The sequence below is a fragment of the Pseudoalteromonas sp. ND6B genome, from assembly GCF_000764215.1.
Classification (GTDB): Bacteria; Pseudomonadota; Gammaproteobacteria; order Enterobacterales; family Alteromonadaceae; genus Pseudoalteromonas; species Pseudoalteromonas tetraodonis.
On sequence record NZ_JQFL01000006.1, the window covers coordinates 1 to 6,372 of the forward strand.

Here is a 6,372-nt window from a genome sequence, read left to right on the forward strand (position 1 = left end):
TGAATCGCCCCGTGTTTGCCAGAGACTCAATAACTTGAGAAACTGGAACTATGAAAAAATCAAATCGCTATACATCAGAATTTCGTGAACGTGCAATTAGGCTTGTTACCACACAACAGCATGAATACCCTTCTCTTTGGGCTGCGCTAGTATCGATTTCAGATAAACTGGGATGTACCCCAGAAACACTTAGAGCATGGGTCAAGAAATCTCAAGCTCAACCGTCTAAACCCTCTTCTAATACGCAATCAACTGAAGAACGCCTTGCCGTCTTAGAGCGCGAGAATAAAGAGCTCAAGCGAACGAATGATATCCTGAGGCAAGCTGCCGCTTTTTTCGCCCAAGCGGAGCTCGACCGCAAACAGAAGTAATAGTGGATTTTATTGATGCTTGCAGAGAGCATTACGGTGTCGAGTCAATTTGCAAGGAATTGCCGATTGCACCATCAACGTATTATTCTCATAAACAGATACAAAGAGAGCCTGAGCGACTGTCTAACCGCAAAAAGCGTGATGCTGAGCTGATAATACTCATTCGCGAAGTGTGGGAGGATAATATGTCAGTTTATGGTGCAAGAAAAATATGGAAGCAGCTACAGCTTGACGACCATCAAGTCGCCCGCTGTACAGTCGAACGATTGATGCGAGTTATGGGAATTCAAGGTGTTCGTCGGGGTAAAGCACATAAGACAACGATACCTGACGAGCAACAAGATAAGCCACTTGATTTAGTTAATCGTCAATTTACTGCTGAGCAGCCAAATCAACTTTGGGTAGCTGACATCACCTATGTTGCCACATGGAGTGGGTTTGTTTATGTCGCTTTCGTGATAGATGTTTTTTCACGATACATTGTAGGTTGGCGTGTATCAACGACAATGCACACAGAGCTTATTCTTGATGCGTTAGAGCAAGCTATTTGGCATCGTGGCAACCCCGAAGGGTTAATTCACCACAGCGACAGAGGCAGCCAATATTTGTCTATACGATACACTGAGCGACTTGCTGAAGCTGGAATTCAAGCGTCTGTAGGCAGTGTGGGTGACTCTTATGACAATGCATTGGCTGAAACAATAAATGGATTATTTAAAACAGAGATTATTCGCAGAAATGGCCCGTGGAAGAATGTTGATGCTGTTGAATACGCAACGTTAGAGTGGGTCAATTGGTTTAATAATCAACGCTTATTATCTTCAATTGGGTATATTTCACCAGCTCAATATGAAACAGACTACTATGATAATTTAAACGAGTCAGGTAAAGTGGCCTGACTTAAACAAACTGGTCTCCGATGAACTCGGGGCGATTCACCCTGAATGTGGATTTAGCAAAGTTGAAACCATGCCTACAAACGCTTGCCAATGGTATTACGAATGCGAAAGCTGTAAAGCACTACTTAAACCGTTAAAAGGTGATTGTTGCGTTTATTGCTCTTATGGAACAGTTAAGTGTCCTCCTATTCAAGAAGGCAATGCATGTTGCTCAGGTAAGTAGCCTAGTATTCGGTGGTTCTGTGTCAACCAAGTAATATCTTAAATGCGATTGCGATTAACACTAAACCACCAAATAGTTCAGCTTTAGATTCCAGCCATACGCCACTTCTTTCGCCGATATTCACACCAATCCAGCTAAAGGCAAACGTCGTGACGCCTATTATCAAGCAAGCTACGGCTATATCTACCTCAAGCAATGTGATTGCATAACCTGCCGCCATTGCATCAATACTGGTGGCAATAGCAAGAACAAATAGCACACGATGAGTAACATTAGCAATATCTTCTTCAATTCCTTCAGATTGGGACTCATAAATCATTTTGCCACCGATAAATACTAGCAAAATAAAAGCTATCCAAGGTGCATAATCTTCAATCCAAGATGATAAACCTTTACCGCTGTAATAGCCTAAAAGAGGCATAAAGCCTTGGAAAAAACCAAAATAAGCAGCTGCTTTAATAAAGAGCTTTTCAGCATTTACTACTTTTTTAGAACCTAAGCCTATGGATACTGCAAACGCGTCCATACTGAGTGCTATAGCTAATACAAATACTTCAAACAAACCGATTAAACCTGAATAAAATTGTTATAAGATTACGTGACGTATAATTAGTTACTTGACTGATGTTAAACACCTAAGATTTACTGACAATTTTTCTATTATCAAAGCCTTATTTTTACACCAAATTTCAGCCAGATATTCAGTAACAGTGCCAACACTTGAAGGAAACAGAATATTCCCCGCCACTTTGGCGAAAGGTCCATCAGTTTCGAGTAGAACTCTATCTTGAGGTATCCACGATATTACTTTTTTAGCTCTGGCTGAAGTTAGCATGGCTGGCCCAATAGAGAAGAAACAGCCTAGCTCGACGGCTTCTAGAACTTGCTTCTTAGTACCTAAAAACCAATGAAGAATAGAAGTACCAGCATTGGGATGTAACTTAAGTTGTTCAAGAACTTCACCAGTCGCGTTAAGACTATGGATAGTTAGTATTTTGTCATCAAAGCCTTCACATTTTTTTAGAATATGCGTGAAAACCTCTAATTGATCATCAAAGTAATCAGCGTAACCTTTTGAGCCATCCAGTCCAATTTCTCCAATATATCTAGTTCTATCAACTAGCTTATCGAATAGTGCTAATTCATTTTTTCTTAGATGAGCAAGTTGAGGGTGAAGCCCCAAGGCCGTCTTACAGTGTTTTATGCCACTTGTTAACTGGACAGTACCTTCAAAAGCTGAAGGCACCGTAGTTACTGATAGCACGTAATAATTACTGCTTTTTATGTCGTTCAATACCTCTTGATGATCTGGATATAAATCAACGTGGCAATGAAGATCCATCATGACGATTTATCCGCTTGGAGAAATAATTCAACCTCTGCCAATCCTCGCTTAATAGTTGATTCTAATTTTTCTCGTATATCTTTTTCTTGTGGTATTGGCCCTGAACTTCGAAGCCAAGAACGATAGTTATCGGATTGTTTCAATCTAATAATGGCAGTTTGAACCGCTTGGAGATCATCGCGAGTATCTTTTTCTTTGATAAGATCTCTCAACCGCTTTGTCTTGTATGGCGCATCTTGTGTAAAACCAGCATGAAAAACTGACGCTCTTCGAATAAGGCAAGGTACACAATGCCCACACTGTTTATGTTCTCTGTGCCAATGACTGCATGAAACACTTAGGGGAACTGCTTTTCTAATTGCGTCTTGATCAACACATTCCGCTAACATTTCACCTTTAGTTTTGAATTGATAGGGGTTTACAAATTTGACATGAAACCCAGTGTCTCTAAGCAAAGATTCAAGCCTGCTTAGAAAATTAGGATGAGTAGTTCTAGTGCTATGGCTACCAATCCGTCTTCTGGTAAGCGGCGGATTTATAGAAATATAGCCATTCTCTGGGACGACAATAGTTTCAATACTGCTATCGCAATTAGCATTTCTTAAGGCTGATATACCAAGTACCGCCATAGCTAGGAAGTTAAAGCTTCTTCCCCTCATACTAATGTCAGTTTTACCTTCTAAGTGCTTAATAATATGGGGAGACATTGAATAGGACAATTCGCCGAATGGCGGGGATAATAATTGCTTAATGTCTTCTTGCTTAGCGCCATCACCACGATAAGCGTGACTAACCAAGAGAGGCTTTAAATCTGATTCTCCGTTCAAAATATCAATTGCACCAACTGCGCTATCAAGACCACCAGAAAAAAGGCAAACAGAGTTGAGTCCAATTAATGATTTTGCTTTTGCTTTCGCTTGCTCACTTGTTTTAGGAGTCGGCATCGGCATAGTTGTTTTTTCAAAAGTAAACAGCCATTGATCGCCTGTAAGAAAGTTGAGCAAAGAACTCAGTTCAGGTTCTACAAAATTCCACATATCCTCATCAGTTACAGGAACATGCAAATGCATTTTTCTAGCCCATGCATTTTCTGCATTATCCCTTAATTCAAATGTATCAGCAGCGGTAACGGCGGTAGCAATTGTTATCAGATCTATTGAATCAGCATCTACATTCAATCCTAAATCACGAACTGTTTGTAGTAGTTGTTTTGACACCAAGCTGTGCTTAGTGATGTCATTTTGATGCGTATGAAACATTTGGACAGGATGACAATCATCAGAAAAGTCAGGCAAGTTAGCAGGGTCATGGTTAAAGTAAAAATTAGTCATTAAAGCTCTCCCATTCATCAACCGTCATAGCAATAGCATCGGCTTGAATTTTAGTAATATTTTCTTTGCTAATAGTACTGGGGTTGCCATTAGTTACTTTGTCTAACTGCTCTTGTGTAATCACTTTTATTAGTTCCCTTAATTCAACTTCCATTTGATGATGCTTGCTTGCTGGCTCAACATGAAACCAAGCTCTGCCCATGCCTTCAACCACATCCTGAAAAATAAGGTCTGTTAAATAACAGCCTATGGCTTCTTGGATAACTTCGTCAGTAAAACTGTTTGGGTCAAATTCTTCTGTATCGGGGAGTGCTTCTTCTAGTGCGTAATCCAACGCAACTCTTACAGCATCCGAATCGGCATTATCAGGCGCTAAATGGCTAGCAATTTTGTCGATTGCTTGATCAGTCGATAGCCCAGTTAGATCACCTAATGATAAGCTTTGATTATTAACCGTTACGGTGTCGCCACGCATGACACCAAGCAATCCAGAACCAGCAGTTATGCCGCTTGATAGTCTCCTGCTTGTGCTTTTACCTCCGCCAGAGCCTTTTCTAGAGTAACTTTTTAATGAACGCCTTAGATCTGAGGTTGAGCCACCTGTTTGCGCATATTTACCAAATGCTCTTCTGGCACTGGCAAACCTATTTGGAGGCGGTGTTGCTGTAGGTGAACCACCGATTTCTTGTTGAACCTTGTCATTGTCAATATCATTGCTATTGTCATTCTGATCATCAGCTTGATTATTATCAGAGCCAGCTTGCTCATCCCCATCAGTACCTGATGCAGGTTCTATTGTGACAGGATCTCCTTGCTCTGCCCAAGATGGAATAAGTGGACTCTTATTATTTGGTCCTGTTGACGATGCGGACGTACCCATATTACTTAGTTCCCTCTAGTTCTTTTAAAATTGGATTAAGCCATCTTTGGCGGGGCAAGCTTTTTAAAAATGTAAGAAGACTTAAGCTACATTTATCATCCTGCTTGGCAAGTAACACAGCCCCATAAATGCCTGTTGGTCTTTCGGTCCAATCACCAATCAACTTAAAGTTTTCAATCAAACCATCCATGACTGACATGTATTCTTCCTTCGGAGTTGTGGTAATCGCAGTAGAGTTAACGCCACTGACCCTTACCTTTTGCTTCATTAATTCTTCTACGAGTTTTTGAGCGGCTCCAGACATTACCGAATTAACAGCCCCCATTGGAATGCTTTCTCTGCTCAGATATGCCGCTGGTGTCAAATCCATTTCAGTGAACATGGGAGGTAATTTCGACCATTTATCAATAAAAGCTAGGTCGAGTTTCCACTCTTCAGGTAAATTAATTTCGTCAAATTCGACTTCTGAATTTTCAAGATCCGCTAATACTTTTGGATATCCGTTTTCCTTATCAATTAATTCATAAAGCTTGTTGGTAGCCTGAGTGCCTAAGCACCTCTCAAAAATTACCAGCTTAGTGATAGTTTTTTCATCAAGCTGCATTCCTCTGCGATGAGCGGTTTTCTTTCTCATCTTAACCTGATTGAGTAATCGCTTAACTATGCGAGGGTTGCCGTTAATGTTTGTGGATTCAGCTAATAGTGGAGCTAACTGTTCAGCAACCACAAATTTACTTCTGAGTTCGGAATGCTTTTCAATCTCGTGATCTTGAAGTAGCTCGTCAACGGTAATTTGTGGTTGTTTCCACGACAGCCTTAATGACTCTTCAAGGGCACATCTTATCGTTTCTAATTGCGCATCGGTAACGCCGTGATCTTGAGCAGTAAGCATCATTAAATATGCCCTTATCTCCAGAACGCCGGGTCTTGGTACATGCACAGGAATTTGAATAAGCTTGTCTAAATAATCAGTTTGATGTCGTTGAGATGCACCTTTGTGATACTCAGGCACTGCCAAGCGGATCATGTCCTCATCGGCGGCAATAACAAATGCAGTATTGGGTAAAAATAGAAATAACCTGATCGCCTCAAGGGTCGAAATAGCATTAAATGGAGAGCAGCGATCTAAATTATCGACATAGACAATAAGTGGCTTATCAAACTCGGTAGTGTTTAGAAATCTGTGTCATTTCAGTATTATTAAGAAAACAGGAGTGACACATGACTCAATCTTTCGACTTCAACAAAGCATTAGCTGAACTTCAAGCTGGTAAAGGTCTTACTGGCGAAGACGGTGTTCTAACACCATTAATCAAACAACTC

General features: G+C 40.6%; 7 protein-coding genes and 1 other annotated feature. Of the genes, 2 read left to right on the top strand and 5 right to left on the bottom strand.

Annotated elements, in window-relative coordinates:
* Positions 1–50: 50 nt before the first annotated feature.
* A protein-coding gene (locus tag ND6B_RS16830) for an IS3 family transposase (protein WP_089368775.1) occupies positions 51–1,270 on the top strand; the annotation gives its coding sequence in 2 pieces (ribosomal slippage) (positions 51–330 and positions 330–1,270; 1,221 coding nt in all).
* Positions 329–445, top strand: a sequence feature (AL1L pseudoknot). It overlaps the preceding gene by 117 nt.
* A 10-nt stretch (positions 1,271–1,280) precedes the next feature.
* Positions 1,281–1,493 (top strand): GDCCVxC domain-containing (seleno)protein, encoded by a 213-nt coding sequence (locus tag ND6B_RS20340; RefSeq protein WP_081844657.1) that lies wholly within the window; start codon positions 1,281–1,283, stop codon positions 1,491–1,493.
* 22 nt (positions 1,494–1,515) lie between these two features.
* On the opposite strand, the gene ND6B_RS16825 is transcribed toward ND6B_RS20340, so the two are convergent.
* From ND6B_RS16825 to ND6B_RS16805, 5 genes are read right to left on the bottom strand one after another with little or no spacing between them, the layout of a single operon-like run.
* Positions 1,516–2,055, bottom strand: coding sequence for a manganese efflux pump MntP (locus tag ND6B_RS16825; RefSeq protein WP_008109708.1), 540 nt, complete (start codon positions 2,053–2,055; stop codon positions 1,516–1,518).
* Positions 2,056–2,106: 51 nt separating this feature from the next.
* Complete coding sequence (qatD, locus tag ND6B_RS16820; protein WP_008109706.1) at positions 2,107–2,838, bottom strand: Qat anti-phage system TatD family nuclease QatD; 732 nt, start codon at positions 2,836–2,838, stop codon at positions 2,107–2,109.
* Entirely contained in the window at positions 2,835–4,169 is a 1,335-nt protein-coding gene (qatC, locus tag ND6B_RS16815; protein WP_008109704.1) for a Qat anti-phage system QueC-like protein QatC, read from the bottom strand. The genes qatD and qatC overlap by 4 nt, the downstream gene beginning before the upstream one ends.
* Entirely contained in the window at positions 4,162–5,049 is an 888-nt protein-coding gene (locus ND6B_RS16810; RefSeq protein ID WP_008109702.1) for a hypothetical protein, read from the bottom strand. The genes qatC and ND6B_RS16810 overlap by 8 nt, the downstream gene beginning before the upstream one ends.
* Position 5,050: 1 nt before the next feature.
* Entirely contained in the window at positions 5,051–6,196 is a 1,146-nt protein-coding gene (locus ND6B_RS16805; protein WP_268746933.1) for a P-loop NTPase fold protein, read from the bottom strand.
* Positions 6,197–6,372: the final 176 nt, after the last annotated feature.

Bases quoted from the DNA above. Each gene is read 5' to 3' on its own strand.
- qatC (WP_008109704.1), bottom strand. From the start codon at position 4,169: ATGACTAATTTTTACTTTAACCATGACCCTGCTAACTTGCCTGACTTT.
- qatD (WP_008109706.1), bottom strand. From the start codon at position 2,838: ATGATGGATCTTCATTGCCACGTTGATTTATATCCAGATCATCAAGAG.
- ND6B_RS16810 (WP_008109702.1), bottom strand. From the start codon at position 5,049: ATGGGTACGTCCGCATCGTCAACAGGACCAAATAATAAGAGTCCACTT.